General features: G+C 52.7%; 24 protein-coding genes. 12 read left to right on the forward strand and 12 right to left on the reverse strand.

Going from position 1 to position 25,656, the window contains the following annotated elements; all coding sequences use genetic code 11:
• Positions 1-2 precede the first annotated feature (2 nt).
• The 3 genes from ftsY to ftsX are packed head-to-tail and all read left to right on the forward strand — an operon-like array spanning position 3 to position 2,628.
• A complete protein-coding gene (gene ftsY, locus ATY27_RS06960; RefSeq protein ID WP_244151411.1) occupies positions 3-971 on the forward strand; it encodes a signal recognition particle-docking protein FtsY in 969 nt (322 codons plus the stop codon).
• A gap of 2 nt (positions 972-973) precedes the next feature.
• On the forward strand, positions 974-1,657 hold the full coding sequence (gene ftsE / locus ATY27_RS06965) for a cell division ATP-binding protein FtsE (RefSeq protein WP_208932011.1): 684 nt from the start codon (positions 974-976) through the stop codon (positions 1,655-1,657).
• Complete coding sequence (gene ftsX / locus ATY27_RS06970) at positions 1,654-2,628, forward strand: permease-like cell division protein FtsX (protein WP_208932010.1); 975 nt, start codon at positions 1,654-1,656, stop codon at positions 2,626-2,628. Before ftsE ends, ftsX begins: the two co-directional genes overlap by 4 nt.
• A gap of 9 nt (positions 2,629-2,637) precedes the next feature.
• On the opposite strand, the gene ATY27_RS06975 is transcribed toward ftsX, so the two are convergent.
• On the reverse strand, positions 2,638-3,861 hold the full coding sequence (locus ATY27_RS06975) for an HDOD domain-containing protein (protein WP_208932009.1): 1,224 nt from the start codon (positions 3,859-3,861) through the stop codon (positions 2,638-2,640).
• Between the two features lie 271 nt (positions 3,862-4,132).
• On the opposite strand from ATY27_RS06975, the gene rpoH reads away from it, so the two are divergent.
• Positions 4,133-4,987, forward strand: coding sequence for an RNA polymerase sigma factor RpoH (rpoH, locus tag ATY27_RS06980; protein ID WP_208932008.1), 855 nt, complete (start codon positions 4,133-4,135; stop codon positions 4,985-4,987).
• 116 nt (positions 4,988-5,103) lie between these two features.
• Here the strand turns inward: rpoH and ATY27_RS06985 are convergent, their stop codons facing one another.
• From ATY27_RS06985 to gpmM, 3 genes are all read right to left on the reverse strand, one after another.
• A complete protein-coding gene (locus tag ATY27_RS06985; protein WP_208932007.1) occupies positions 5,104-6,162 on the reverse strand; it encodes a divergent polysaccharide deacetylase family protein in 1,059 nt (352 codons plus the stop codon).
• A gap of 65 nt (positions 6,163-6,227) precedes the next feature.
• Positions 6,228-7,385, reverse strand: coding sequence for a peptidoglycan DD-metalloendopeptidase family protein (locus ATY27_RS06990; RefSeq protein ID WP_208932006.1), 1,158 nt, complete (start codon positions 7,383-7,385; stop codon positions 6,228-6,230).
• Positions 7,385-8,929: a 2,3-bisphosphoglycerate-independent phosphoglycerate mutase gene (gene gpmM / locus ATY27_RS06995; protein WP_208932005.1), complete on the reverse strand. Its 1,545-nt coding sequence runs from the start codon at positions 8,927-8,929 to the stop codon at positions 7,385-7,387. Before gpmM ends, ATY27_RS06990 begins: the two co-directional genes overlap by 1 nt.
• A 225-nt stretch (positions 8,930-9,154) precedes the next feature.
• Here gpmM and ATY27_RS07000 point away from each other — a divergent pair, with 225 nt between their 5' ends.
• Genes ATY27_RS07000 through gpsA form a run of 4 tightly spaced genes read left to right on the forward strand, consistent with a single transcriptional unit; the run spans position 9,155 to position 11,377 of the window.
• The gene (locus ATY27_RS07000) at positions 9,155-9,580 is read left to right on the forward strand and encodes a rhodanese-like domain-containing protein (RefSeq protein ID WP_208932004.1); all 426 of its coding nucleotides are present in this window, start codon (positions 9,155-9,157) and stop codon (positions 9,578-9,580) included.
• A 13-nt stretch (positions 9,581-9,593) separates the two neighbouring features.
• Complete coding sequence (grxC, locus tag ATY27_RS07005) at positions 9,594-9,857, forward strand: glutaredoxin 3 (protein ID WP_208932003.1); 264 nt, start codon at positions 9,594-9,596, stop codon at positions 9,855-9,857.
• A 21-nt stretch (positions 9,858-9,878) separates the two neighbouring features.
• On the forward strand, positions 9,879-10,361 hold the full coding sequence (secB, locus tag ATY27_RS07010; RefSeq protein WP_208932002.1) for a protein-export chaperone SecB: 483 nt from the start codon (positions 9,879-9,881) through the stop codon (positions 10,359-10,361).
• Positions 10,362-10,378: 17 nt separating this feature from the next.
• Positions 10,379-11,377 (forward strand): NAD(P)H-dependent glycerol-3-phosphate dehydrogenase, encoded by a 999-nt coding sequence (gene gpsA / locus ATY27_RS07015; protein WP_208933450.1) that lies wholly within the window; start codon positions 10,379-10,381, stop codon positions 11,375-11,377.
• A gap of 14 nt (positions 11,378-11,391) precedes the next feature.
• Here gpsA and ATY27_RS07020 read toward each other — a convergent pair whose 3' ends face one another.
• The gene (locus tag ATY27_RS07020; protein WP_208932001.1) at positions 11,392-13,149 is read right to left on the reverse strand and encodes an EAL domain-containing protein; all 1,758 of its coding nucleotides are present in this window, start codon (positions 13,147-13,149) and stop codon (positions 11,392-11,394) included.
• A gap of 158 nt (positions 13,150-13,307) precedes the next feature.
• On the opposite strand from ATY27_RS07020, the gene ATY27_RS07025 reads away from it, so the two are divergent.
• Both ATY27_RS07025 and ATY27_RS07030 read left to right on the forward strand, forming a co-directional pair.
• Complete coding sequence (locus ATY27_RS07025; protein WP_208932000.1) at positions 13,308-13,772, forward strand: tRNA (cytidine(34)-2'-O)-methyltransferase; 465 nt, start codon at positions 13,308-13,310, stop codon at positions 13,770-13,772.
• A gap of 25 nt (positions 13,773-13,797) precedes the next feature.
• Positions 13,798-14,685 carry a cation diffusion facilitator family transporter gene (locus ATY27_RS07030; protein ID WP_208931999.1) on the forward strand — a complete coding sequence of 296 codons (888 nt, stop codon included), beginning with the start codon at positions 13,798-13,800 and terminating at the stop codon, positions 14,683-14,685.
• On the opposite strand, the gene ATY27_RS07035 is transcribed toward ATY27_RS07030, so the two are convergent.
• The 3 genes from ATY27_RS07035 to ATY27_RS07045 are packed head-to-tail and all read right to left on the reverse strand — an operon-like array spanning position 14,642 to position 17,732.
• The gene (locus tag ATY27_RS07035; protein WP_208931998.1) at positions 14,642-15,649 is read right to left on the reverse strand and encodes an alpha/beta fold hydrolase; all 1,008 of its coding nucleotides are present in this window, start codon (positions 15,647-15,649) and stop codon (positions 14,642-14,644) included. The genes ATY27_RS07030 and ATY27_RS07035 overlap by 44 nt on opposite strands.
• Complete coding sequence (locus ATY27_RS07040; RefSeq protein WP_208931997.1) at positions 15,646-17,037, reverse strand: ATP-binding protein; 1,392 nt, start codon at positions 17,035-17,037, stop codon at positions 15,646-15,648. The genes ATY27_RS07035 and ATY27_RS07040 overlap by 4 nt, the downstream gene beginning before the upstream one ends.
• On the reverse strand, positions 17,037-17,732 hold the full coding sequence (locus ATY27_RS07045; protein WP_208931996.1) for a response regulator transcription factor: 696 nt from the start codon (positions 17,730-17,732) through the stop codon (positions 17,037-17,039). Before ATY27_RS07045 ends, ATY27_RS07040 begins: the two co-directional genes overlap by 1 nt.
• A 196-nt stretch (positions 17,733-17,928) precedes the next feature.
• On the opposite strand from ATY27_RS07045, the gene ATY27_RS07050 reads away from it, so the two are divergent.
• Entirely contained in the window at positions 17,929-18,369 is a 441-nt protein-coding gene (locus ATY27_RS07050; protein WP_208931995.1) for a Spy/CpxP family protein refolding chaperone, read from the forward strand.
• Positions 18,370-18,482: 113 nt separating this feature from the next.
• Here the strand turns inward: ATY27_RS07050 and glnG are convergent, their stop codons facing one another.
• The 4 genes from glnG to glnA form a co-directional block, all read right to left on the reverse strand.
• Positions 18,483-19,889 carry a nitrogen regulation protein NR(I) gene (gene glnG, locus ATY27_RS07055; RefSeq protein ID WP_208931994.1) on the reverse strand — a complete coding sequence of 469 codons (1,407 nt, stop codon included), beginning with the start codon at positions 19,887-19,889 and terminating at the stop codon, positions 18,483-18,485.
• Between the two features lie 3 nt (positions 19,890-19,892).
• Positions 19,893-20,963: a nitrogen regulation protein NR(II) gene (gene glnL / locus ATY27_RS07060; RefSeq protein ID WP_244151360.1), complete on the reverse strand. Its 1,071-nt coding sequence runs from the start codon at positions 20,961-20,963 to the stop codon at positions 19,893-19,895.
• Between the two features lie 71 nt (positions 20,964-21,034).
• A complete protein-coding gene (locus ATY27_RS07065; RefSeq protein WP_244151359.1) occupies positions 21,035-21,574 on the reverse strand; it encodes a DUF4124 domain-containing protein in 540 nt (179 codons plus the stop codon).
• Between the two features lie 141 nt (positions 21,575-21,715).
• Complete coding sequence (gene glnA, locus ATY27_RS07070) at positions 21,716-23,125, reverse strand: glutamate--ammonia ligase (protein WP_208931993.1); 1,410 nt, start codon at positions 23,123-23,125, stop codon at positions 21,716-21,718.
• 579 nt (positions 23,126-23,704) lie between these two features.
• On the opposite strand from glnA, the gene typA reads away from it, so the two are divergent.
• The gene (typA, locus tag ATY27_RS07075; protein ID WP_208931992.1) at positions 23,705-25,525 is read left to right on the forward strand and encodes a translational GTPase TypA; all 1,821 of its coding nucleotides are present in this window, start codon (positions 23,705-23,707) and stop codon (positions 25,523-25,525) included.
• Positions 25,526-25,656 lie beyond the last annotated feature (131 nt).

A 25,656-nucleotide genomic window follows, 5' to 3' on the forward strand; every position in this document is an offset into this window, starting at 1 on the left:
TTATTGCTGCAGCAGCCGTCGCGCCAGCCAATACCGACCAGCCGAAAAAACCAGGTTTTTTTGCCCGGCTGAAACAAGGCCTGGCCAAAACCAGCCAGAATCTGGGTGCTGGTCTTGCCAGCTTATTTCTCGGTAAAAAAATCGACGACGAGCTGTACGAAGAGCTGGAAACCCAGCTGTTACTGGCCGACGTCGGCGTTGAGACTACGCAAAAACTAATTAAACAGCTGGTCGCGGATGCCAATCGCCGTCAGCTGAAAGACGCCGAAGTGCTGTACGAAAAATTACAGGACGAGATGGCGTTGTTACTGGATAAAGTGGAACAACCCCTGCAAATCGACAGCAGCAGCGGGCCTTACGTCATTCTGATGGTTGGCGTCAATGGCGTTGGCAAAACCACCACCATCGGTAAACTGGCGCAGCAATTTAAGCAACAGGGTAAATCTGTGATGCTGGCTGCGGGCGATACCTTCCGGGCTGCTGCAGTTGAACAGTTGCAGGTCTGGGGCGAACGCAACGAGATCCCGGTGATTGCCCAGCATAGCGGCGCCGATAGTGCATCGGTGATTTTTGATGCCTATCAGGCAGCCAAAGCGCGCAAAGTCGACGTGTTAATCGCAGACACAGCGGGTCGTCTGCAGAACAAAGCGCATCTGATGGAAGAGCTGAAAAAAATTGTCCGGGTGATGAAAAAAATCGACGGCGCCGCACCACATGAAGTGATGTTGACGCTGGATGCCGGCACCGGTCAAAATGCCCTCAGTCAGGCCAAATTGTTCCACGAAGCGGTGCAGCTGACCGGCATCACCCTGACCAAACTCGATGGCACAGCCAAAGGTGGCGTGATCTTCGCGATTGCCGACCAGTTCAGTTTGCCAATCCGTTATATCGGCGTTGGCGAAGGCATTGACGATTTACGGGTGTTCCAGAGCAGAGACTTTATCCGCGCACTGTTTAACAGGGAATTCTGAGCATGCTTCGATTTGAGCAGGTGAGCAAAAGCTATCCGGGTGGTTTTGTCGCTTTGGATCGGGTCAGTTTTGAACTGCAAAAAGGCGAAATGGCTTTTTTAACCGGTCACTCCGGTGCCGGCAAAAGTACCATGCTCAAGCTTATCAGCCTGATCGAACGGCCATCGACGGGGCGGGTAGTCATCAATGGCATCGACCTGTCAGGCATCAAACCTAGCCAAATTCCTTATGTACGGCGCGATATCGGCATGATTTTCCAGGATCACCGGCTGCTGATGAATCACACGGTGTTTGATAATGTGGCACTGCCGCTGGTGATTGAAGGGTTTACCGGTCGCGATATGGCGCGTCGGGTGCATGCGGCGCTCGACCAGGTGGGGCTGCTCGACAAAGCGCGTTGTTTGCCGGCGACTTTATCCGGCGGTGAAGCACAACGGGTTGGCATCGCGCGGGCTGTGGTGAATAAACCGCCATTATTGCTGGCGGATGAACCGACCGGTAACCTAGATCCGGATCTGTCCAAAGATATTATGCGGGTTTTTGAAGCCTTTAATCAGGCCGGCGTCTCAGTTCTGGTTGCCAGCCACGACTTAAGCCTGATCGCCCGGATGCGGTATCGCACGATGACGCTGAAATCCGGCAAAATGATTAATGATGGCCTGATGCACAACGAGGAGGCCGAATGAGTATCCTGTTTAACGGCCGCGCCAGCGGCGCCAGTGACAGCGCGCCCGGTTTACTGCAGAAATTTGTGATGGGGATCGTGACCCATCTGCGTCAGGCGGTATCGAGCCTCGGTGAATTGTGGCGCAGTCCGGTCTGGACTATGGTGACTATCGCGGTACTCGGCGTCAGCATGACGTTACCGGCGACTTTGCATGTGCTGGTAAAAAATCTGCAGCAAGTCAGCAGCAATTACGACCAGTCGTTTGAGATCAGTCTGTTCCTGAAAAATGATGTCACCGAAACCGATATTGCGACTTTAGTCACGCTGCTGCAGGGCGACCGCGACGTCGGCAAAGTGCGGTTGATCGATAAAACTGCGGCGATGGCTGAATTTAAACAGGGCTCCGGTTTTGGCGAAGCGATCACTTTTTTGGATCAGAACCCGCTGCCGGACGTGTTGCTGGTGACACCCAGCCAGAGTAAGCCGGCCGCAGCCGAAGCTTTGTTGAATAAACTGCAAAAAGAACGTTTTGTTGAGCTGGCCAAGCTGGACATCAGCTGGCTGGAGCGGCTCGCGGCCATCATGTCGCTGGTGCAGCAAGTGGTCTATACCATTGCGGCGCTGTTACTGTGCGGTGCCTTATTGGTGATTGGTAATACTATCCGTCTGCTGATCATGGATAAAAAAGCCGAAATTGAAGTGATGAAACTGGTCGGAGCCACCGACAGTTTTATTCAGCGACCGTTTTTGTACACCGGTATCTGGTTAGGGGTATTTGGTGGTTTTCTGGCGTTTTTGGTAATAGAACTGATGTTGTTCTGGTTACGTGGCGCTATTGCCAACGTCACTCAGCTGTATCAAAGCGGATTCAGTTTAAATGTACTGACGCTGCAGGAGTTTGGCATTCTGATGCTGATTGCCATTGGCCTCGGCCTGGTCGGTTCCTATCTGGCAGTCCGCAGTCATATTAAAGCCATCGAGCCCTGTTAGGTCGACGGGTCAGCCAGCCGTCGCTTCCTGCATCAGGCCGTGTGCCCAGCTGACCGCGTCCAGATAAGTCATGCTCAAATCACGGGCCTTGCCAAACAGTTGCAGCGTCAGTTGTTGCTGCTGTTCCCACTCGCCATTTTCATAAGCCTTGGTCAGCAACAGATACAACCCCAGCCGGCCCTGATGTTCCAGCAACGCAGCTTTAATCTCCGGCAGGATCGGTAAGTCGTCGAGCAGCAACTGCAGCGGTTGCTCCAGTAATGCATCCACCAGCGAAAACAATCCGGTTAAAAAAGCGGCCGGCGGATTGTCGGCGTCACCCATGATGGCTGCCAGCTGGTCGCAAAACCGCGCCCGCACGATCGACATATGTAACAGTTCATCCGGGCCATCTTCTTTCAGATTGGCCAGTGCTAACAGCGCGATAAATTTCTTCAGTTCCCCTTCACCCATGTACACCATGGCGTGCTTCAGTGAGCCGATGGCTTGTTCCCGGGCAAAACTGGCGCTGTTAACAAAACGCAGCAACTTATACGACAAGCCCAGATCGCGTTCGACAATCGCGGTCAGCTTTTCAAAATCAAGGCGGATGGCGCTGGACTCAGCGATCAGTAACAGCAGATTCAGTTTGCTACTGGCGATTTTTTTGTGTTTCAGCATCTCTGGCCGGGCAAAGAAATAACCCTGAAATAAGGTAAAGCCAAGCTGCAGCAGTTTTTCGTATTCAGCCTGCGTTTCGACTTTTTCCGCCAGTAAGATCACCGGGTGATGTTTCACCCGCGACACATATTTACTGATCTGCAGAATATTAAACTGGCGCACGTCGACTTTGATAAAGCTGATATAAGGCAGGAAAATATCCCATTTCGGATCAAAGTCGTGATCATCCAGTGCCAGCTTATAGCCCATCCGGTGCAGCTCGCGGCAAGCCGTCAGTAACTCCATACTGATAGGCACCGTTTCCAGCACTTCAATGACCATGCTTTTAGGGTTGATCGATGTCGGGAAATGGTGGATTAAGGTGTCGGCAGAGAAATTGATAAAGGCCTGATGGCCGCCGGTGATTTTCTCCACGCCCATCAGCAAGTGATGTTCTGTGATTAATTTTGATGTGGCTTCGTCGGCATTGATATTGGGAAAGCTGTTTTGCACGCCGTCGCGGAACAATAATTCATACCCAAACAGATTTTTATGCTGATCTAAGATCGGCTGGCGCGCCAGGTAACAATACATCGACAACTCCTGAACCAAAGGCCGCAACCGGCCGTAAGCATAGCGGAATTCAGGTCTGGCGGTAGCCAACGTCCGATGTTTTAAAGTGGACCAGACAGCTGATGAGATACTTTGAGCATATCGGAAAATCGGCGTTTGTCTTATGAAGTTATATTCTCAAATTCACATTTTAATACAATTCGGTTCTTAAAAACGCGGGAACTGCTATTAGCACTCTCTGTCAAAGAGTGCTAACATGAGTCCACTTTCAGATCTCCACAGGAGTTTGTTCATGACCAAAGCGAATCAATTGATGACATTGTCAGTCGCCGGTAGCGGTAGCCTCGAAGCTTATACTCACGCTGTCAGCACTATTTCGATGCTGTCGGCTGAAGAGGAACGCGCTCTGGCTGAACGTCTGCAGCAGCACGGCGATCTTGATGCCGCCCGCCAGCTGATTATGTCCCACTTACGGTTCGTTGTGCATATCGCCCGCAGCTATTCAGGTTACGGTCTGCCGATTGGCGATTTGGTGCAGGAAGGCAATATCGGCCTGATGAAAGCGGTGAAACGCTTTGACCCGTCTGTTGGCGTGCGGTTGGTGTCTTTTGCTGTACATTGGATCAAAGCCGAAATTCATGAATTTGTGCTGAAAAACTGGCGTATCGTCAAAGTCGCGACCACCAAAGCACAACGCAAACTGTTTTTTAATCTGCGTAAATCCAAGAAAAACCTGGGTTGGTTCAGCCACGATGAAGTGAAAAACGTCGCTGCATCTTTAGGTGTGCCTGAATATGAAGTGCGGGAAATGGAAGCGCGCATGAGCAACCACGACCTGGCATTTGATGCGCAGGACGACGATGATGACAACAACTTCAGTGCGCCGGTGTTTTTCCTCGACGATAAAAACTCTGATCTGGCGAACAACTTTGAAGAAGATCAAAGTGAAGGTGCTGCCCTGGAACGCTTACAGGCCGCAGTGCGCACGCTGGATGAACGTAGTCAGGATATTATCCGTGCCCGTTGGCTGGATAATGAAAAGCTGACGCTGCAGGAACTGGCAGATCGTTATCAGGTGTCGGCTGAGCGCGTACGCCAGCTGGAAAAAAATGCGATGAAAAAATTACACGCGGCGATGGTTGCCTGAGTTTTTCTTGTCCACAAAAAATGCCAGAGCTTGCTCTGGCATTTTTTTATGTCCATGGAAGGACGGTATGCCGAAAATGCAGGAGCAATTTTCGGCGATGTCCATGGAATGACTGTTTAGCGTAGCAATAACGGCAGCGGCAATACCGGGGCTGGCTGTTCCGCCGGTTGCGGATAAAAGCGCCGCCACACGGGTTCAGCCACCGGTAACGCCGCAGGCGTGTCAAAACCAGGCAGTTGCGGCAGATAAGGCGGATGCCACGGGATCAGTTCCGGTACTGGCTCGACGACGTCAATCACCAATGTTGGCGTTGGTTCTGCATCCAGCGTTGGGGGCGCTGCAGGCATAATGGTTGTGTCTGTCGGCGGTATTATCGCCGTTGGTTTCGCTATTGCCGGCTGGTGGGTCGGGTGTTTAGTAGTGCTGGCAATCAACTGTGCCGGCGCAGCCGGTAAATCCAGTAACGCAGATGCCGGCACCACTTTAATGCCTTGTTGTGCCAACCGCGGTAAATTTTTCTTCAGATAACGGTAAGTTTCCGGATAAGGGTGGCCGATGGCGATGGCATGACCATGTTGTTTTGCCAGCTGGATCAGTTGATTAAACTGGCGGTCCAGTGCTTTGTAAGATTTGTCATTATCAAGAAACACGTCCCGGCTGCGGCTTTTCACCCCATGCTTTTGCGTGATGGCGCTTACCACGCTTTTGCCGGTGGTTTTGCTATCAATAAAGTACAACTGACGCTCGGCAACCACCTCGATCACCCAATCCATCTGTTCCGGTAATGACGTGTAGAGGCTGCCCATGTGGTTATTAATGCCAATGGCCTGTGGCACGCTGTCGAGGGCTTTGTGCAGTGCTTGCTGCACCTGCTGCTTGCTCATCGGGCGACGCAGCGCACCTTTGCCGAGCAGATGGTTCTGTGCCACGGCTTCCATCGGCATGTGTAACATGATTTCTTTGCCATGCTGGCTGGCCAATGCCGTCATTTCATGGCCATTCGGTGTAAATGGCATCACAGCGACGGTCAGTGGATAGGGCAGCCGGATAATGTCCGGATCGACTTTCTGGTAACCGATATCATCAATAATAATGGCCACTTGCGGCGGTAGCGACTGCGCCTGTACCGACAACCAGAAACAACTGAGAACACATAACGACTGGAGAATACGCACGCTGGATTGATTCACTGATGTTGGCAAAGCGCCGGCTGAATTTCAGGCCGGCATTATGCCTGTTGTTATGGATTTCGCAACCAGCGCAACGGGTCAACCGCCGCACCTTTTTGCCTGATTTCGAAATAAAGCCCACTGCGATCCCGGCCACCACTCTGGCCGACCAGCGCCACATGGTCACCACTGCGCACCACATCGCCCGGAGATTTCAGCAAACTTTGATTGTGGCCATATAAACTCATCAGGCCGTTGCCGTGGTCCAGCACAATCACCCAACCATAACCGCGTAACCAATCGGCATAAATCACCTGGCCATCTGCAACTGCGCGCACTGGCTGGCCATTGCTGGCCTGGATTAAAATCCCGCTGGCCGTGGTCTGCCCGCCTTGTGCTGCACCAAACTTCTGCACTAACGCACCTTGCACCGGCCACGGTAACTGGCCTTGTTTCTTGCCTTTATAAGTCAGTCTGCGATTAGCCGCTTCAGCCTTTAACTTGGTGATAGTGCTTTGCAGACTTTTTTCATTGCTCTTCAGGTACGCCAGCTGTTGTTTTTGCTCATCCAGCAGCTGTCTGAGTTTCAGCACACTTTGTTGTTGCTGATTTTTCGCTGTGACTAAATCCTGTTGCTGTGAAGTCAGCTCGTCCAGCCGCAAACTTTGTTCGTGCCGGGTTTGTTGCTGCACTGTGGTCAGCTGTTGCAGCTCACTGACTGTTTGTTTCAGCGCCTGGAGTTGTTGGATCCGGGCGTTATTGAAGTACTGGTAATACGTCAGCAGGCGTTCCAGCTTTAACGCGTCCTGCTGATTCAGCAGCAGCTGGGTGTAATCGTGTCCGCCAACCTGGTAAGCGGCTTTGACCTGAGCGGCAAGCAGTTGCTGCTGAGTTTGCCGTTGTTGCTCCAGCTGTTGTTGCCGGGTGGCCAGTTCGGCCATTTTTTCATCCAGAGCCTGCAGCTGCTGCTGTTGTACAGCCACTGCTGCGGCCGCTTCGGCTAAACGTAAATCTGCCTGTTTTAGCTGCTGTTCTGTGTCTTGCAGTTGTTGCTGCTGCCGCCGGCGCTGTTGTTCGGTGCGGCTGATATCCTGCTGCACCGATTTGAGTTCCTGCCGCGCTTTAGCCGTGTCAGATTGCTGAGCCTGTGCTGACAGACTCAGCAACAGGCTCAGTAACAAACTAAAGCTTATTGGTACCGGCCGCGCCCGCTGGCGATTTGGTCGCATCACCGGACGTGGAACAGTACTTTACCGGTCATTTCTGCCGGCACCGGCATGCCAAGCAATGTCAGCATGGTGGGCGCAATGTCACTGAGAATACCGCCGTTAACCACGTCTGCTGGCCGGCCGACATAAATCAGTGGTACCGGATCTGAGGTGTGGGCGGTATGGGCCTGACCGGACTCATGGTCGACCATCTGCTCGGCATTGCCATGATCCGCGGTGATGATACATTCACCACCGACTGTTTCCAGCGCGGCAACCACGCGGCCAATACAGTGGTCCACGGCTTCTACCGCTTTAATGGCTGCAGACAGAATACCGGTGTGACCAACCATATCGCCATTCGGATAATTGCAGATAATCACGTCAAATTTGCCAGAGTGAATGGCATCCACCAGTTTGTCGGTCAGCAGCGTGGAGTTCATTTCTGGCTGCAGGTCATAAGTCGCGACATTGGGTGATGGCACTAAAATGCGTTCTTCGCCTGGGAATACGTCTTCACGGCCGCCACTGAAAAAGAAAGTGACATGGGCATATTTTTCCGTTTCGGAAATACGCAGCTGGGTTTTCTGATGTTTTGCCAGCCATTCGCCAAGCACATTGTTCAGACTTTCCGGCGGATAGGCGACCGGCGCTTTGATATCAGCGGAATATTCAGTCAGCTGGACAAAAGCGCCCAGTTGCACGACACGTTTGCGGGCAAAATCAGCAAAAGCAGGTTCTGTGAAAGTGCGGCTGAACTGACGGGCGCGATCGGCACGGAAATTCATAAAAATCAGTGCATCGCCATCCTGTAACTGCACCGGCTCACCATCGTCGCCGACAATCGCAGTCGCTTTGACAAATTCGTCATTTTCACCGCGCGCATAAGCGTCCTGCAGTGCAGACACTGCGTCTGTCGCCGTGTAGGCCGCAACGCCATCTACAATTAAATCATAGGCTTGCTCGACGCGATCCCAGCGTTTGTCACGGTCCATCGCGAAATAACGGCCAACCACACTGGCGATCTGGCCTTTGCCCAGTTCAGCACAACGCTGCTGCACGCGTAATAATGATGCTTCTGCGCTGCGTGGCGGCGTGTCGCGGCCATCGAGAAAGGCATGCAGATAAATTTTGTCAGCGCCCTGACGAGCCGCCAGTTCAATCATCGCAATCAGATGGTCTTCATGGCTGTGCACACCACCTGGCGATAACAAACCCATTAAATGCACGGCTTTACCGGCTTGTACTGCGGTTTGCACAGCGCCGGTTAACACCGGGTTTTCGAAAAAATCGCCATCGCTGATGGCTTTGGTGATGCGGGTCAGTTCCTGATATACCACCCGACCTGAACCAAGGTTAACATGGCCCACTTCAGAATTGCCCATCTGACCATCAGGCAGACCGACGTCAAGACCAGAACCTGAAATCAGGCTGTGCGGACAATCCCGCCACAACCGGTCCATTACCGGGGTATTGGCCTGCGCGATGGCATTATCAGCCGGGTCTTCGCGATAGCCCCATCCATCCAGAATCAAAAGTACCAGGGGTTTGCCAGACTTCGCCATAACATGCTCCGCTTTCTCGTTGCTTGATCAACATTTTTCTTTTTCCCGATTCACTGTGCATCTTACCGAAATTCAGCGGTGACTCCAATCAATGCTGTGCAGAAACTGCGCAATCAGCCGCAGCCTTTACCACATGCGTATTCTGGCTGGGGGCGAAGGGCTGTTTTTGCCATTGAAACCCGTTATACTCCGGCGCCTGAGCTTTGACCAACTGAACGGAATGTTATGCAACAATACGTCGAATTTGCCGGAAATCACCCGATTGTCGTGGTGATCTGGGTAGGTCTGCTGCTGGCGATTATCGTCAGTTATGTGCAGTCATTGTTTTCCAAAATCAAATTTGTCAGCCCGACTGAGCTGACTTTGCAGGTCAACCGTGAAGATGCGCTGGTGCTGGACATCCGCAGCATTGATGATTTTAAACGTGGCCACATCACCGGCGCCCGCAATATTCCTCTGGCGCAGCTTTCCAGCCAAATCAGCAGCCTTGAAAAGGCCAAAGACGCACCCATTATAGTGGTCTGTCAGGCAGGCATGTCCGCACAAGGTGCAGCCAAACAACTGTCAGCCGCCGGTTTCAGTCGCGTATCCGTACTGAGCGGTGGTATGGGTAAATGGGCGGAAGCCAGTTTGCCTGTGGTAAAAAAATAACCGGAGCAGGTCCATGAGCAGTCCCAGCGTCACTATTTACACTAAAGAATATTGTCCGTATTGTGTGCGCGCAAAGGCTCTGCTCAGCCACAAAGGTGTTGTGTTTAACGAAATCAAAATCGACGCACAACCTGAGCTCAGACCCGAAATGATTGCAAGATCGGGCGGACGCAGCACAGTGCCGCAAATCTTCATCAATGACCAACATATCGGTGGCTGTGACGACCTGCATGCGCTTGACGCACAGGGTCGGTTAGACACACTGCTGCAACATTAACCGTATTTTCAGGGAACCATCATGGCCGACGAACAACTGAACCCAGCTGCGGATGAGCAGCAAGTCCCATTTGCAATCCAGCGTATTTATGTCAAAGACATTTCGTTCGAATCACCAAATGCACCGGCAATTTTCCGCAAAGAATGGCAACCAGAAGTAAAGCTGGACCTGGACACGCGCAGCGAGAAACTGGAAGACAACATGTTTGAAGTCATCCTGTCGCTGACTGTTACCACGACAGTAGGCGGTGAAACGGCTTTCCTGTGTGAAGTGCAACAAGCCGGTATATTTGCTGTGCCTGAACTGCAGGACGCGCAAATGGCCCACATGCTGGCCTCTTTCTGCCCGAATATTCTGTTCCCATATGCCCGTGAAACTGTGGCAAATCTGGTGAACCGTGGCACTTTCCCACAACTGAACCTGGCTCCGGTCAACTTTGACGCGCTGTTTGCCCAATATGTGCAACAACGTCAGGCTGAAGCTCAGGCGCAGCTGCCAAACTAAGCAGCCGCCGCATGAACATGACTTCGGCAATTACGGTATTGGGCGCCGGCTCTTATGGCACGGCGCTGGCAATTTGTCTGGCGCGTAACGGGCATCACACCTTGTTATGGGGCCGCAATGCTGACGATATCGCGGCGATGACGCGGGATCGGATCAATCATCGTTATTTGCCGGAGATTGTGTTACCAGAGCAGCTGGAAGTGACCGCTGATCTGGAAGGCGCTGTCAAAGCCAGCCAGAATGTGCTGGTGGTAGTGCCCAGTCATGCTTTTGCCGATACCTTGCGGCAAATTAAACCGTTTTTATTACCACACGCCCGTGTGGCCTGGGCTACGAAAGGCCTGGAGCCGGACAGCGGCCGGTTATTACAGGATGTAGCACGCGATATTCTCGGTGACGATGTTTCGCTGGCCGTATTATCCGGTCCGACTTTTGCCAAAGAACTGGCAAAAGGCCTGCCTACTGCTATCTCTTTGTCATCGACCGACGCCGAATTTATTACCGTGCTGTCGGATTTGCTGCACTGCGGCAAAACCTTCCGTGTTTATACCAACCCTGATTTTATCGGCGTGCAGCTTGGCGGCGCGGTGAAAAACGTCATTGCGATTGGTGCCGGCATGGCAGATGGCATTGGTTTTGGCGCGAACGCCCGCACGGCATTAATTACCCGTGGCCTGACCGAAATGTGCCGTTTAGGTTGTGCTTTAGGGGCGAAAAAAGAAACTTTTATGGGCATGGCCGGTTTAGGTGATTTAGTCCTGACCTGTACCGACAACCAGTCCCGTAACCGCCGTTTTGGCTTGCTGCTGGGGCAAGGCGTTGGCGTTGAAGACGCCATCACCCAGATCGGACAAGTGGTTGAAGGCTATCGTAACGCCCGCGAAGTTTACAATCTGGCGACCCGGGTTGGTGTGGAAATGCCGATCACCGAACAAATCTATCAGGTGCTGTATCAGGGCAAAGATGCCCGTGCCGCGGCGCTTGACCTGCTGGGCCGCGAAAAACGCGACGAATAACGTAGCGACAACGTTTAGCCGGCCATGCGCCACTGTTGTTGTCCGCCATAGGGCTGTTGTCGTCCATCGACCAGCCGCATGGCACTGAAGAGCTCACCACGACAGCCATAACAGCCCATCACATGCAGTAAATACGCTTGCATTTCTTTGTCGGTGCCTTGGGCACTGACTTGTAATCCCTGATGGATCAGCAGCCTGATCAGACTGGCGCAAGCATTCCGTTGTGCCTCCGATTCTTCCAGTTGCTTGATCATTGCCGCTGAAAGTTCTGCCGCCTGCCAGAATGGTTGCTGCAATAATTGCAGCGAACTTAAGCCATTGCCGACCTCAACGATCATCAAGCCAAATCCGGCCGTTTTCAGTTCCTCTGCCTGTTTGCTGAAACCTGCCGGATCCTGTAACCAACCGTCTTCCCGCAAGCACAGCACAAACTTATTGGCCTGTAGTTGATGGTCCTCCAGCTGGCTTTGCAAAAAATTCAGCAGTCCACTGTGACGAAAGTTCGTCGCAGACAATTCGACCTGTAGCGGTGGCAGCGGGCCCAGACGTTGCCACAATTCGAGCAACTGACAAATCTGACAAAAAGCCCAGCGTTCCAGCGCCATCAACTGACCGGTTTTCTCTGCCAGAGGCTTTAATTCGGTATAACTTAATAAGCCCCGTTGTGGAGAACGCCAATACAGTTCCAGCCGGAATGCCATGGCGATGCCGGTCTCCAGTTCAATCACGGGTTGCGACCAGATCTCACATTGATATTGGGTTAATGCTTGCTGCAATTCATATTGCAGTTGCAGACCCGGCACCGGATTCTGTCCCTGCATCTGCCATAGATGCAGATGCTCCGGCACCGTTGCCGCAATATGCAGCGCGTGTGACGCGTGGGCCTGCAGTTCGTCAGCATCGTGGCCGGCTTCAGGGAAAATCGCGATGCCAGCGCGGCAATCCAGCCGCAGTTCAGCCTGTGGAATAAAAAATGGGCCCTGACAAAACTGCAGTATTTCCCGGCCGAGCTGGATCGCCTGCTGTTCAGCCTGCTCGCCATGACCGTCCAGGCTGAGCAGCAATGCCAGCTGATGCGGAGCTAACCGGGCCATAAAAGCGCCGGTTGGGATCTCCGCCTGAACATTGTTGACCAGTTGCTGCAACAGACCATCTGCAGCGGTCTGGCCAAAGTTCCGCACTATGGCGGGATAGTCATTCAGCTCCAGCAGCAAGACGGCAAAACTATGATATTTAGCCTGATGGCGCTGCAGCTGCGACTGCAGCCAGTAGCGCCACAGCGCTGCAGCAGGCAGTCCGGTCACCGTATCTGAATACGCGCAGATCTGCGCCTGTGTGTTATCCAGCGTCGCTTGCAGCGGCAGCCAATGCCAGAGTAAAAAGCGCTGGCGATAGCCACTGAGTACCCGCACATTCAACTGATAGGCTTGCCGCTCTGTGCTGCCAATCCAGACCTGACCTTGCCAGTGCGGGCTGATCTGCAGCATCGCCAGGATATCCGGCAGGCCAGGATCCAATCCTGCGGCGGAAAAAAACAGTTGTTGGTCCAGCCTGCTGTTGGCTGCAGGATGGCGGGTGGCGTGATTGTGCCACAGCGGTGTCGCCTGTTGATCCGTGAGCCAATAAGCATGGGGTTGTTGTTGTAAAAATTGCAACAACGGCGAGTTTTGTAATGGGGTGCGGCGGGTGCGTTGTATCTGGATCAGCATCAGACAAAGCAGAAAACCGCTGACGATGGCCAGCAGGTATTGGATCCATAGTGGTATAGTCATTTTGGCATTCCTTGCGCAGCAATACCGTTCAACTATAAGTGTCTGTCTAAAAAATCGCCACTAACAGCGGGAAAAATTGGCGCCAGTCTGCGCGTCGTTGTCACGCTGCGCTGCCGGACTACGGTATACTTGGGCTTTGCTATGGCGCAGGAGTTGTTGTGTTTCATATCGCTTTATTTGAACCCAAAATCGCACCAAATTGCGGCAATATCATCCGGCTGGCCGCCAATACCGGCTGTTTTTTGCATTTGATTGAACCATTAGGGTTTGATTTTGAAGAAAAAAAGCTGCGTCGTGCCGGGCTGGATTATCATGATTTGGCCAATGTCAGCCGCCACGCCAATTATCAGGCGATGTTAGATGCGGTGAAGCCGGCGCGGGTACTGGCGCTGACCACCAAGGGCAGCCGGCCTCACACTGAATTGCAATATCGGGCTGGTGATTTGTTGTTATTCGGCTCTGAGACATCCGGGTTACCGGATGAGATCCGCAATGCCATACCGGCTGAACAGCGCCTGCGGATCCCAATGATGCCTGATGCGCGCAGTCTGAATTTAGCCAACTCTGTGGCGATCGTCTGTTATGAAGCGTGGCGCCAGCAGCAGTTTGCCGGCGCGTTGTAACTCTGCACACTGACAAGGACCTGCAATGACCAGCCATGAATACAATCTGTGGGTACGCCGCTCGGGCAAACTGACGATTGGCATTGCGCTAATTATTGTCGTTATCAAGTTATTTGCCGCTATCGACACCAATGCTGCGTCAATATTGGCGTCGTTGATGGATGCGATGATGGACGTCGCTGTGTCCTTGCTGAACTTTGTCGCGTTACGCTATGCATTAAAACCGGCGGATGACGACCACCGGTTTGGTCATGGCAAAGCTGAAGCGGTGATGGCGTTATGTCAGGCAGCTTTTCTGGCCGGCGCGGCATTTGTCCTGTTGTATCAAGGGGTAAACCGGATTTATCTGCCGGCGCCAATTGGCGCCATCAATAATGGCATCTGGGCCATGTTGCTGTGCAGTGGCCTGACCCTGACGCTGGTATTACTGCAACGCTGGATCATCAAAAAAACCGGTTCTCTGGCCGTAGCGGCCGATCAGGCACATTATCGTAGTGACCTGCTGATGAATGCCTCAGTGTTATTAGCTTTGTATTTAGTGCAAAACAGTCTGCTGTGGGCGGACGCAGCCATCGCCATTCTGATCGCTGTATATTTGTTGTTTAATGCTGCGCAGTTACTGCGCGAAAGCATGGTGCATCTGCTGGATGAGGAATTGCCGGAAACCGAACGGCAGCAAATTTTGCAGCATCTGCTGCAAATGCCCGGAGTGCTCGGCGTTGAGCAGTTGCGCACCCGCCGTGCCGGGCCGCGTATTTTTATTCAGCTGCGGCTGTTATTACCGCAGGACTGGAGTTTACAAAAAGCACATCAGGTGACCGACCTGGCCGAGCAGCAAATCGCGGCGTTTTACCGCGATGCGGAAGTGATTATTCACCCGGACCCGTTGCCACACGCTGCAACCACTGATTAATCAGACTAAACACCTGCTGTCGCTGCGTATCGGTGCCTGCCAGTAATTCATGCCGGGCACCGTCGATGCGATGCAGCTCGATGGCGCAACGCGCGGCCAGCTTGTTTTGCGCCTGATTGTCCACCACTGTATCGGCCCCCGCCTGCAGGATCAGCATTGGCACTGTCGGCACCAGGCCCTGCTGGATCTGCCGACACGCTTGCAGCGCATGATGCAGCCAGCGCCAGCTGACCCCACCAAGCTGATACGCCGGATACTGCTGATATAAATCCCGAAACCACTGATAACGCTCCTCACTCTGTGTCAGGGCATTATCGGCAAAAGGCAGATTTTGATAGCGCCCCTGGCCTGGTACATACCAGCCAGCCTGACTGCAGCGCTGGTTCAGTCGCTGCATCAGAGCAGCTAAGGCGCGCGTCACCCGTGGCAGCGGCCCGGTGGCAATACCAAACATTGGCGCACAGAAAATGGCGGCATCCAGCAGCGGCAGAGCCGTCATTTGCAAATAGCGATACAGGATGGCGCTGCCCATCGAATGCGCCAACGCCAGTAGCGGTAAGTCGGTTTGACTGCGGATCAGGCTGATGGCCTGCATCAGGTCATCACTGTAGCGGCGAAAATCTGTCACATCGCCCAGTTGTGGATCCGGTTCAGGCCGCTGTGCCAGGCCTTGGCCGCGATGCTCGATCACAAACACCTGATAACCGCTGCAAAGTGCATCCTGCGCCAGCTCGGCATATTTATGTGCAGCTTCGATCCGCCCCGGCACGATCAGCAGGGCCGCATGCGGTTTGCGCCAGCCTGGTAAACTGGTACGGCTGTACAGACAAAAACGAGTACCGTCGCGGCCGTAAAGCTCGGTTTTAACAAATTGTTGCCAGCATTGTTGCAGTTGCAGGCGAACGCTGGAGTCATTCAGTGCGTCAGCCTGCAGCTGCGCCTGTAGCGGCGGAAAATACTTCAAAGATTCAGCTCCTGCTGTGCCGGCATTTGCAGACAAATTTGCAAACCACCAACCTGATCAGCCTGATAAATATTTTGAGCCGTGATCTGGCCCTGATGCTGTTTCATCGCCTGCGCGGCGATCGCCAGACCCAGCCCGGTACCTCCCGCGCCAGCTGTGCGCGCATCAGATACGCGGTAAAACGGCTCAAATATCGCCTGCAAAGCGCTATCCGGGATGCCGGGACCCTGATCAGATACACAGAGCTGCAGTTGCCCGGCATCTGCCTGCAGCCGCACTGTGATTATCGAGCCGGCCGGGCTGTATTTAATCGCATTACGCAGCACATTCTCCACAGCACGTGCCAGCAGCCGGCTGTCGGCCTGTAACCAGCACTGCGGTGGTGCGTTTAGCTGTATTTGTTGTTGTTTCTGACTGGCTTCCAGTTGATTGACCTGGATAATTTCTTCCAGCAGTTCGGTCAAATCAAGGTCCTGCAATTGCAGTTGATACTGGCCGGCATCGAGCCTACTGAATGTCAGTAACTCATCGAGCATACTGTCAATTTTATCCAGCTCTTGTGATAAGCGTGGCAGCTGACTGCCACCGCCTTGTCGTTGCTCCAGCGCGATGGCCAGCTGCGCACGGGTCAGCGGTGAGCGCAACTCATGCGAAATATCGCGCAGCAGGCGCTGCTGATTTTGCAATAAAGCGCCGATTTGACTGGCCATGGTATTAAAGCCACGCGCTAACTCACCGATCTCGTCATTGCGGGCGGCGGCTTGTTGCACCCGGCTGGTTAAGTCACCGCTGGCGAATTGCAAACTTTGCTGCTGCAACTGGCGCAGCGGTCGGGTGATCGTCAGGGCCAGGCCAATACTGGCAAGGGCTGACACCAGTAAAAACAGCAGCGGGATGGTCAATTCCGGTAACTGCGCGAGGCCCAACATGCCGGGCCGGTCAGGGCGGGGTTGTTGTTGATATAACACCAGCGGCTGGCCATTCAAACGCACAAAAAACGGCCCGGCCAGGCTGATATGGCGATGCAAAAACAAACGTGGTTTTTCAAACTGTGATAATTCGGTCAGCCAGCTTTGGTCAAAACCGCGTGGCAGAATGTGCGCGTTCAGGATCCGCTGGCTGACCGGGTCGACCAGTAACCAGCGATTATTCTCGCGCCGGTTCAGTCGCTGCAATAAATCTTCAACACTGTCAAAACGTTGCAGACTGTGCAACATGCGTTCGGCATGTTCATGCACACCAGGCGGCAGGCGGCGGATCACCGTGTCATCGAGAAAAGCTTTGGCCAGCACCCAGGCGGCAGCAATCGTCAGCAGCAGCACCAGCCAGAACCAGCTGAAGAGCCGAAATGCCAGAAAACGCCATGGATTGACCCAGTTCAGTTGCATCAGGACTCCAGAAACAAATAGCCGCTGCCGCGCAGCGTCTGGATTTTTTCATGGTCGCTGCCCTGCGCCAGTTTCTTGCGGATATTGCTGACATGCATATCCAGACTGCGGTCATATTGTTGCAGCACCCGGCCCATCACCTCTTTGCTGAGCTCTTCTTTGCTGACCACACGACCTGCATGGTTCATCAGATACTCCAGCAACTGAAACTCCGTCGCGGTCAGGACAATGGCCAAGCCCTGGCAGTGCACCTGACGATTTTGCCGGTTCAGCGTGACCTGATTCAGTTCTAACAATGGGGCCTGATGCTGTTGCGGTTGCTGCGCCAGTTCGACCCGGCGCAGGATAGCCCGCACCCGGGCACTGAGTTCACGCGGGTTAAACGGTTTGGCCAAATAATCGTCGGCGCCAAGTTCCAAACCCAGAATGCGGTCAATGTCGTCGCCGCGGGCGGTCAGCATCAGCACCGGGCAATAACTGGTCTGGCGCAGCTGGCGCAATAAAGACAGGCCATCGAGGCCAGGCAGCATCACATCCAGCAAGATCAGCTGATAAGCGCCGGTCTGCGCCTTCTGCAGGCCTTTGATACCATCTGCGGCATGGTCGAGACTAAAACCGTCCAGCGTCAGATAGTCGGTGACCAGCTGACTTAACTCCTCATCATCATCAATCAGCAGGATATTCGGGTGTTGCATCGGAAACCTTCTTAGCTACTGCTATAGGGTCATCACTGTGGGTGGTGCGCTCAGTGTAAGCAGCAGACATGCCCGGACAAGTGTCTTTACCAAACCTTTACGGCGGCTTTGCGTTGCTTTGCAGCCAGTCGCTTATGCTTGCATCATACAAAACAGACCGCTGTTTGTAATGCCCGAACCTACTGGAGAGACAAAAATGAACACATTGAAAATATTATTAATCCCTGCTTTATTCAGCGCCGCGCTGCTGCTGTCTCAGCCTGCAGTTGCCGGCCACGGTCCGCATGGTGGTGACCCGGCGGTGCGGATGTTAAAAGGCCTGGACCTGACCGACGCGCAACGGGAGCAAATCCGCGTCCTGATGGCAGCCAGTAAAGCCGACAAAGCTGATTTGGCAGCACGGCAGCAGCAGCACGATGCCCTGCAGGCGTTGATCAAAGCGCCGCAATTTGATGAAGCGGCGGCCCGGTTGCTACTGGAGAAACAACAAGCCAGCATGCTGGAGCATCAGCTGACACGGCTGAAACTGCAACATCAGATCCGTGCTGTATTAACCGACGAGCAAAAAACCAAGCTGGACGAACGGATGGTGAAAATGCGGGAACGGATGGCCGAGCGTACAGGTAAAGACGACTAAGCGAGAAGTTATGTCGCAGTTCAGGTGCCGGCGCGCCTGAACTGTCAGCGCTGTGAGTAGACAAAACCGGGCCTGAGCCCGGTTTTTTAGCTTTTGCAGGCGCAGCCGTATGGCTATTCCATATCCAGTTCTTTCAGCTTGCGTGTCAGTGTATTGCGGCCCCAGCCGAGGCGTTTGGCTGCATCTTGTTTATGGCCATGAGTAAACTGTAAAGCTTGCTTCAGGACAATCCGCTCAAACTCCGGGCCTGCTTCAGCCAGAATATCTTCGGCGCCGGTGGCCAGTTTTTGTGTGACCCACAGCGCCAGTAAATCCTGCCAGCTGTGTTGGCCATCGCTGCTGATAGTCACCGGTTTTGGCGCACTGGTCAGTTCCGGCGGTAAATCAGATAACAGGATTTGTTTGCCGGACGCCATCACGGTCAGCCAGCGGCAGGTGTTTTCCAGTTGTCGTACATTGCCCGGCCAATCCAGCTGAGCCAGAAATTTTTCGGTTTCCAGCGCCAGATCTTTGGCTTCGACATTCATTTCGCGTGCGGCTTGTGCCAGAAAATGCCGGGTCAGCTTTGGAATATCCTGTTTGCGGTCGCGCAGCGACGGAATATGGATCCGGATCACATTGAGGCGGTGGAATAAGTCTTCGCGGAACTTGCCTTCGGCGACCAGTTGCTCCAGGTTTTGGTGAGTGGCGGCAATAATCCGTACGTCGACACTGACTTCCTGATGACCGCCAACGCGATAAAACTGCCCATCGGCCAGCACTCGCAACAGGCGCGTTTGCACGTCGAGTGGCATATCGCCGATTTCATCAAGAAACAAAGTGCCGCCGTCGGCCTGTTCGAACCGGCCTTTGCGCAAAGTGGCGGCGCCGGTAAAAGCGCCTTTTTCGTGGCCAAATAATTCCGATTCAATCAGATCTTTTGGAATAGCCGCCATATTCAGCGCTATAAACGGTGATTCGGCTCTGGGGCTGTGCTTGTGCAGTGCGTGCGCCACCAGTTCTTTACCGGTACCACTCTGACCATTGATCAGCACACTGATACTGGAGCGGGACAAGCGGCCAATGGCACGAAACACCTCCTGCATCGCTGGTGCTTCACCGATGATTTCGGGTACATGCGATGGTGCGCTGGTGCTGGCGCGGGGTTTTTTCGCGTGGGCATGTTCCAGTGCACGACTGATCAGGGCCACAGCTTCATTGACATCAAATGGTTTGGGCAGGTACTCAAAAGCGCCACGTTTAAACGCGTTGACGGCGCTGTCGAGGTCGGAGTGCGCTGTCATAATAATCACCGGCAATTCCGGCGCCAGTTCCTGCAGTTTGCTTAATAACTGCATGCCATCGGTGCCAGGCATGCGGATATCGGACACCACGACCGCAGGTTGATCAAATTCCAGCCGTTGCAGCATCAGATCTGCTGAGGCGTAACTCTCGCAGACAATACCCGCGCGTGACAGGGCTTTTTCCAATACCCAACGGATGGAATTGTCGTCGTCAATGATCCAGACATTCTGCGTCATGGGTTAAGCTCCTTCTGCGCTTATCGGTAAATACAGGGTAAATTCGGTGCGGCCGGGCCAGCTGTCACAATCAATCCAGCCGCCATGCTGATGGATCAGCGTTTGTGAAATCGACAAACCAAGACCGGTGCCGCCGGGTTTGCCGCTGACCATTGGATAAAACAACGTATCTTTAATCGCCGGTGGAATACCGGGGCCGTTATCGATGACGCGGATCACGGCGACCAGCTTATGCCGGCGGCCATGAATAGTGTGCTGATGTAAAATCCGGCTTTGCATCACAATCTGACCACCTTGAGTCAGCACCTGCTGGGCATTGCGGACAATATTCAGCAGGGCCTGCTCCAGCAGTTCCGGATCGAGTGAGAAGTCCGGAATGCTCGGGTCATAATCGCGGATAAATTGCACGGCATGCGGATTGTCCATCTGCGCCAGTTGGCTGACGCGTTCAATAATTTCATGCAGATTAGACACGACTTTATGCGGCGGCTTGTAGGGACCAAGCAACCGATCGACCAGATTCCGCAGCCGGTCGGCCTGGGCAATGATCAACTGGGTATATTCTTTTTGCTCTTCATTCAGTGACTCTTCGAGCAATTGCGCCGCACCGCGTAAACCGCCAAGTGGGTTTTTAATCTCATGGGCCAGGCCACGGATCAGTTCGCGCGCCGCCAGATGCTGATGTTGCTGCAGACTTTCCATGCTGATCTTGCGTTGCTGATCGACCTGACGTAATTCCATCACCAGACTGGGTTGTTCGGTCTCCAACCAGGTCGCTGTCATATCCAGTAATAGATGGCGGCCATCCGGCATCACGCAATGCACGTCACTGATGCCAAAACCCTGTTTGGTATTTAAAGTACTGACCAGTTGGGCTGCACTGAGATCGCTGTATTGAAACAGTCCGGGAAAATATTGCTGTTGCAGGCGTTTTTCACCAATACCCAGCAAAGCGCAACAGGCGGTATTAAAACAGGACACCTGTAACTGCGCATCCAGCACCAGCACGGCGGTGGTCAGTTGTTCGGCCAGATTAATCCCTGGTAATTCAAGAGCGATATGTGCGTGTGTCACGGCAAATCCCTTATTGCACCAAAATGGTGCTCATGGCGCTTAGTCTAGCGGCTAAGCTGTGCCGTGTTGCACTATTTTGGGGTAATTGATGATGCTCGGTGCAGAAAAAACGTCGTTACGGAACTGGTAGCAATAACCTTGCCGTTTTGGTCGCTTAACTCCAGCATCAGCTGATGTTCGCCCCGGTCAATGTTATGCAGGATGAAATTGGCATTACTGCTGGGGCCGGCGACCGCCTGGCCATCCAGATAGAGCCGCACCCGCAGGCCCTGGGCAAACAACGGCTTTACCTGGCCGGATACGTAGATAGTGCCGTTATTTTCACGCACAGTGCCTTCAGGTTCCGGCTTGGTGATGAATACTTCGAACTGTGGCGTGTGATCAATACTACGCTGACTGATTTCGGTGGGGGTGACGGCGGGCATCCGGTTGCCTTCTTTCAGTTGCAACTGCGAGGCGCCCGGGACCGGATTGTCGGAAAATACCGGAACGTTATTTTTATCTACTGTGACAAACACCGGTTTGTCGTCCTTTTTTGCCTGTGCCAGCACCGGCGACGCCGATATTGTCAGCGCGATCAGTAAAAATAGCGGCCAACCGGTAATGTTCATCACAGAGTCCAAGCTGATCAAATGGCTGATAGATTTACTCTAACTGGCTTTTCTGGCTTTGACCAGTACAAAAAGCCCGCAGAAGCGGGCTTTGGTATTGTGCAAATCACACTTTATAAATCAGTGTGTTAGCGCTGAAAATTACACGCTGTAATACAGTTCGTATTCCAGTGGGTGCACAGCCATAGAGACGCGTTTGGCTTCTGCACGCTTCAGAGAGATATAAGCATCGATCATTTCATCTGACATGACGCCGCCTTTGGTGAAGATCGCACGGTTCGCTTCCAGTGCATCCAGAGCTTCGTCCAGTGAACCACAAACTTGTGGGATCAGTGCTTCTTCTTCTGGTGGCAGGTCATACAGGTCTTTGTCCATTGCATCGCCTGGGTGGATCTTGTTCTGGATACCATCCAGACCAGCCATCAGCTGAGCAACGAATGCCAGGTACGGGTTCGCTGCCGGATCCGGGAAACGGACTTCAATACGACGGGCTTTCGCGCTTGGTACCAATGGAATACGCACAGAAGCAGAACGGTTACGGGCAGAGTATGCCAGCATTACAGGCGCTTCATAGTGTGGCACCAGACGCTTGTAAGAGTTGGTTGACGGGTTAGTGAAGGCGTTGATTGCCTTCGCGTGCTTGATGATACCGCCAATGTAGTACAGTGCAGTTTCTGACAGACCGGCATATTTATCACCGGCAAACAGGTTTACACCATCTTTTGCCAGTGACTGGTGGCAGTGCATACCTGAACCGTTGTCACCAACGATTGGTTTTGGCATGAAAGTCACAGTCTTGCCGTACATGTGAGCAACGTTATGAACAACATATTTCAGTTGCTGAATTTCGTCGGCTTTTTTCGTCAGTGTGTTAAAACGGGTGGCGATTTCGTTCTGACCGGCAGTGGCAACTTCATGGTGATGCGCTTCAACAACCTGACCCATTTCTTCCAGCACCATACACATAGCGCTGCGGATATCGTGGTGTTGATCTACTGGTGGTACCGGGAAATAACCGCCTTTCACACCTGGACGGTGGGCTTTGTTACCATCTTCATATTCAGCGTCTGAGTTCCAGGCTGCTTCTGAAGAGTCAACTTTAAAGAAAGAACCTGACATGTCGTTTTTGAAACGCACGTCGTCGAACATGAACCACTCTGGCTCAGGTCCAAACAATACAGTGTCAGCGATGCCGGTTGATTTCAAATATTCTTCCGCGCGTTTGGCGATAGAACGCGGGCAACGATCGTAACCTTGCATAGTGCTTGGCTCGATCACGTCACAGCTGATCAGAATGGTGGTTTCTTCGAAGAATGGATCCAGCAGCATGGTGCTGGCATCCGGCATCAGGATCATGTCTGAGTCGTTGATGCCTTTCCAGCCGGCAATTGAAGAGCCGTCAAACATTTTGCCGTTTTCGAAGAAGTCTTCGTCAATTTGGCTGGCAGGAATTGTAACGTGCTGCTCTTTACCTTTGGTGTCAGTAAAACGTAAATCAACAAACTTCACGTCGTTTTCTTTCATAAAACTCAGAACGTTCGATGCAGACATGCATTCCTCCGGATTCAACTCAAACTAAGGTTCAGGTGCGGCTTGCCGCCGGTTTGCGCTTGTTATGCCAAAGCTGTGCCAGAATCCTAAATATATGATTTTAAAATGTATTTAGTGCAGATTCAGACTGAAATACCAGAGAATTGCACCAATAAAGTGCATGCATGCACAGCCGTGGTGCAATTTGTCTGAATTTGCTCTGCTTCTGTGCAGTGGTCAACGGCAGCGATAACGATAGCAAGAATTCGGCTGAATTCAGTCAGGCAAAGTAAAAATAAAATTGCCGCACAGCCAGCACAGGACGAGGCAGCAAAATGACTGGTAAAAGTGGAGAATCAGCGCAAGCGCACAGGAGTTGCTGTCAGGATGGCAGAGCTTTTGCTTAAGTTCGATGCGGTGTTACTGGCCGCAAAGCGGCATTCAGCTTGGGGCTGATGAAAAAAACAGCAAACGCGGACCAGATAAATTTCCCAGTCAGTCGTAAAGCAGGTAAAATACGCGCACCAATTTTTCGGGTACTTGCGGTGGGTGACTACAAGCGGGTACACATTTACACTACACTAAGCGAGCACCAAATAAATGTCTTATGATATCAGCAAGTTGCGTAATATCGCCATTATCGCGCACGTTGACCACGGTAAAACTACACTTGTTGACAAATTACTGCAACAGTCCGGCACTTTCGATGCACGCGCTAAATTGCAGGAACGGATGATGGATTCAAACGCGCAGGAATCTGAACGCGGAATCACCATCCTGGCTAAAAACACTTCTGTACGCTGGAACGGCTATCAGATCAACATCCTGGACACACCAGGCCACGCCGACTTCGGTGGTGAAGTTGAGCGCGTTCTGTCAATGGCTGACTCAGTCTTATTATTAGTCGATGCGGTTGAAGGCCCAATGCCACAAACCCGCTTCGTAACACAAAAAGCTTTCGCCCACGGTTTAAAACCAATTGTTGTGGTGAACAAAATCGACCGTCCGGGCGCACGTCCGGATTGGGTTATTGACCAGGTATTCGACCTGTTCGACAACTTAGGCGCCACTGACGAGCAATTAGATTTCCCAATCGTCTACGCATCAGCCATCAATGGCTGGGCGACGCTGGATTACAACGAACCAAAAACTGATATCAATGACTTGTTCGCTGCAATCATTGAGCACGTGGCACCACCGAAAGTTGAACTGGATGGCGACACGCAGATCCAGGTATCGCAATTAGATTATTCCAGCTACCTCGGCATTATCGGTATCGGCCGGATCAAACGCGGCACGTTAAAAGTGAACCAGCAGGTCACTGTATTAGGTGCTGATGGTTCAAAACGCAACGGCAAAGTCGGTCAGGTGTTCGGCTATTTAGGTCTGGAACGGATCGAAACTCAGGAAGCAAACGCGGGTGATATCATTGCATTCACCGGTTTAGGCGAACTGAAAATTTCTGACACTATCTGTGCCCCGACCAATCTGGAACCATTACCAGCGCTGCAAGTTGATGAGCCGACAGTGACTATGACCTTTCAGGTCAACACGTCGCCATTCGCTGGTAAAGAAGGCAAATACGTTACTTCCCGCCAGATTTTAGAGCGTTTAACTAACGAACTGAAACACAACGTCGCGCTGCGCGTGGAAGAAACTGAAGACGGTGACAAATTCAAAGTATCAGGCCGTGGTGAACTGCACTTAGGCGTGTTGATTGAAAACATGCGTCGTGAAGGTTTTGAACTGGCCGTATCTCGCCCAGAAGTAATCATGAAAGTGGTTGATGGCGCGAAAATGGAACCAATTGAGAACGTCACCATTGACGTGGAAGAGCAGCACCAGGGCTCTATCATGGAGAAAATGGGTGAGCGTAAAGCCGAAATGACCAATATGCAGCCAGACGGTAAAGGCCGCATCCGGATGGATTTCCAGATGCCAAGCCGTGGTCTGATTGGTTTCCGCACCGAGTTCATGACGCTGACTTCAGGCACAGGTCTGATGTACAACAGCTTTGATCACTACGGTCCATTCAAAGGCGGTTCAATCGGTCTGCGGATGAACGGCGTGCTGATTTCTAATGCGATGGGTAAAGCCGCTGGTTATGCGATTTTCTCTCTGCAGGAACGCGGCCGGATGTTTATCGGTCATGCTGATGAAGTGTATGAAGGCCAGATCATCGGTATTCACAGCCGTAGCAATGACTTAACGGTCAACTGCTTAAAAGGCAAACAGCTGACGAACGTCCGTGCTTCTGGCACAGACGAAGCGATTAACTTAGTGCCGCCAATCCGTTATACGCTGGAACAGGCGCTGGAGTTTATCGATGACGACGAGCTGGTAGAAGTGACGCCACTGTCTATCCGGATCCGTAAACGTCACCTGACAGAAAACGACCGTAAACGCGCCAGCCGCGCTTAATTCCGGTTGTGAATGATAAAACCCGCGCCCAGACGCGGGTTTTGTTTTTTGGGACAAAGCGCTGGCGATGCCAGCCAATGCTGTGTATTGTGCAGCGCAGAGAAAACGTTACTTATTTGTTGCATGGAGCT

Source organism: Rheinheimera sp. F8, assembly GCF_001518915.1.

Excerpts from the sequence above, each read along its gene's own strand:
- ftsE (WP_208932011.1), top strand. The coding sequence starts at position 974 with ATGCTTCGATTTGAGCAGGTGAGCAAAAGCTATCCGGGTGGTTTTGTC.
- ftsX (WP_208932010.1), top strand. The coding sequence starts at position 1,654 with ATGAGTATCCTGTTTAACGGCCGCGCCAGCGGCGCCAGTGACAGCGCG.
- ATY27_RS06975 (WP_208932009.1), bottom strand. The coding sequence starts at position 3,861 with ATGTATTGTTACCTGGCGCGCCAGCCGATCTTAGATCAGCATAAAAAT.
- rpoH (WP_208932008.1), top strand. The coding sequence starts at position 4,133 with ATGACCAAAGCGAATCAATTGATGACATTGTCAGTCGCCGGTAGCGGT.
- ATY27_RS06990 (WP_208932006.1), bottom strand. The coding sequence starts at position 7,385 with ATGCGACCAAATCGCCAGCGGGCGCGGCCGGTACCAATAAGCTTTAGT.
- gpmM (WP_208932005.1), bottom strand. The coding sequence starts at position 8,929 with ATGGCGAAGTCTGGCAAACCCCTGGTACTTTTGATTCTGGATGGATGG.
- ATY27_RS07000 (WP_208932004.1), top strand. The coding sequence starts at position 9,155 with ATGCAACAATACGTCGAATTTGCCGGAAATCACCCGATTGTCGTGGTG.
- grxC (WP_208932003.1), top strand. The coding sequence starts at position 9,594 with ATGAGCAGTCCCAGCGTCACTATTTACACTAAAGAATATTGTCCGTAT.
- secB (WP_208932002.1), top strand. The coding sequence starts at position 9,879 with ATGGCCGACGAACAACTGAACCCAGCTGCGGATGAGCAGCAAGTCCCA.
- gpsA (WP_208933450.1), top strand. The coding sequence starts at position 10,379 with ATGACTTCGGCAATTACGGTATTGGGCGCCGGCTCTTATGGCACGGCG.
- ATY27_RS07020 (WP_208932001.1), bottom strand. The coding sequence starts at position 13,149 with ATGACTATACCACTATGGATCCAATACCTGCTGGCCATCGTCAGCGGT.
- ATY27_RS07030 (WP_208931999.1), top strand. The coding sequence starts at position 13,798 with ATGACCAGCCATGAATACAATCTGTGGGTACGCCGCTCGGGCAAACTG.
- ATY27_RS07040 (WP_208931997.1), bottom strand. The coding sequence starts at position 17,037 with ATGCAACTGAACTGGGTCAATCCATGGCGTTTTCTGGCATTTCGGCTC.
- ATY27_RS07045 (WP_208931996.1), bottom strand. The coding sequence starts at position 17,732 with ATGCAACACCCGAATATCCTGCTGATTGATGATGATGAGGAGTTAAGT.
- ATY27_RS07050 (WP_208931995.1), top strand. The coding sequence starts at position 17,929 with ATGAACACATTGAAAATATTATTAATCCCTGCTTTATTCAGCGCCGCG.
- glnG (WP_208931994.1), bottom strand. The coding sequence starts at position 19,889 with ATGACGCAGAATGTCTGGATCATTGACGACGACAATTCCATCCGTTGG.
- ATY27_RS07065 (WP_244151359.1), bottom strand. The coding sequence starts at position 21,574 with ATGAACATTACCGGTTGGCCGCTATTTTTACTGATCGCGCTGACAATA.
- glnA (WP_208931993.1), bottom strand. The coding sequence starts at position 23,125 with ATGTCTGCATCGAACGTTCTGAGTTTTATGAAAGAAAACGACGTGAAG.
- typA (WP_208931992.1), top strand. The coding sequence starts at position 23,705 with ATGTCTTATGATATCAGCAAGTTGCGTAATATCGCCATTATCGCGCAC.